The 1,390-nt window shown below is 56.4% G+C and carries 2 protein-coding genes; both read left to right on the top strand.

Features of this window, described 5'->3' with window-relative positions:
• On the top strand, nucleotides 1–543 hold a 543-nt coding region (locus AC1DWI_RS23195), incomplete at its 5' end, for a fumarylacetoacetate hydrolase family protein (protein WP_477725924.1).
• A gap of 23 nt (nucleotides 544–566) precedes the next feature.
• A partial coding sequence (locus AC1DWI_RS23190; protein WP_477725923.1) for a 2-dehydropantoate 2-reductase occupies nucleotides 567–1,390 on the top strand: 824 nt, incomplete at its 3' end.

The following is a 1,390-nucleotide window of genomic DNA, read 5'->3' as shown; positions in this document are numbered from 1 at the left end:
GTGCCAGCCGAGCCGCTCTACCTGATCAAGGCGCCGAACTCCTACCTGGATCCAAACGGAACCATCCTCAAGCCCCCATGCAATGGCAAAGTAGTTTTTGAAGGCGAACTGGGCATCGTGATCGGCAAAACATGCAAGCAGGTTCCCGAGCACGATGCGATGGATCATGTGTTCGGCTACACCTGCGCCAACGACGTAACGGTCGCCGACATACTGAACCGTGATGCCTCGTTTGCCCAGTGGGTACGCGCCAAGGGGCTGGATACCTTCTGCCCCTTCGGTCCCGTCGTGGCCACAGGTCTTGATCCAGACAAACTGGTAGTTAAAACCATCCTCAACGGCGAGATCCGCCAGGACTATCCCATCAGCGACATGCGCTTTTCAGTGAAGCAGCTGGTGAGCTTGATATCCCAGGACATGACACTCTATGCAGGCGATATCATCCTGTGCGGTACGTCAATCGGCGTGGGATCCATGAAACCGGGAAGCACGATCGAAGTGGAGATTGCCGGTATCGGCAGGCTCAGCAACCGATTCGAATAACGTTTTTTACCAGGAGTACGGGTGTGAAGATTGCGATCATTGGGGCCGGGGCCATCGGCGGTTATGTGGGTGTGAAATTGGCTTTGGCCGGTGAGGACGTGACCTTCATCGTACGGGGCGCCAACCTGGATGCTATTCGTAAAAAGGGCATGAAGCTGATCATGCACGATGGCACCGAACACGTTGCGGAAAATGTCAAGGCGACCAACAATTACACAGAAGCCGGCCCGCAGGATCTGGTGATCCTGGCCATGAAGGCACATCAGGTAGAGGCTGTAGCCAACGATCTTCCCAAGCTGTTTGGGCGTGACACCACAGTCGTCACCATGCAAAACGGCATCCCCTACTGGTACTTCCATAATCATGGTGGCCCGTTTGAAGGAGGCCAAGTCCATAGCGTGGACCCCAGCGGTACGCTGTCAAAAATGATCCCTCCGCAGCGCGTCATCGGCTGTGTCGTCTACCCGGCCTCTGAACTTGTGGCGCCAGGTGTCGTGAAACATATCGAAGGCGACCGCTTTCCGGTCGGCGAGCTTGACGGCTCAATCAGCGAACGTGTCACGCGAATTTCAGAATGTTTTGGCAACGCGGGGTTCAAGGCGCCCGTTCTGGACAACATCCGATCGGAGATCTGGCTCAAGCTTTGGGGCAATCTCACTTTCAACCCCATCAGCAGCCTGGCCCATTCCACACTGGTGGACATCTGCCAGTATCCGCTGACGCGCGACCTGGCCGCCAACATGATGCGCGAGGCGCAGGAAGTCGCGCACAAGCTGGGCATCGAGTTTCGCGTCAYGCTGGACAAGCGTATCGCCGGCGCTGAGAAAGTAGGCAAGCACAAAACATC

The sequence above is a fragment of the Polaromonas sp. P3_C2 genome, assembly GCF_056402675.1.
The sequence above is the reverse complement of the archived record's forward strand: the minus strand, read 5'-3'. Positions and strand labels throughout refer to the sequence as shown.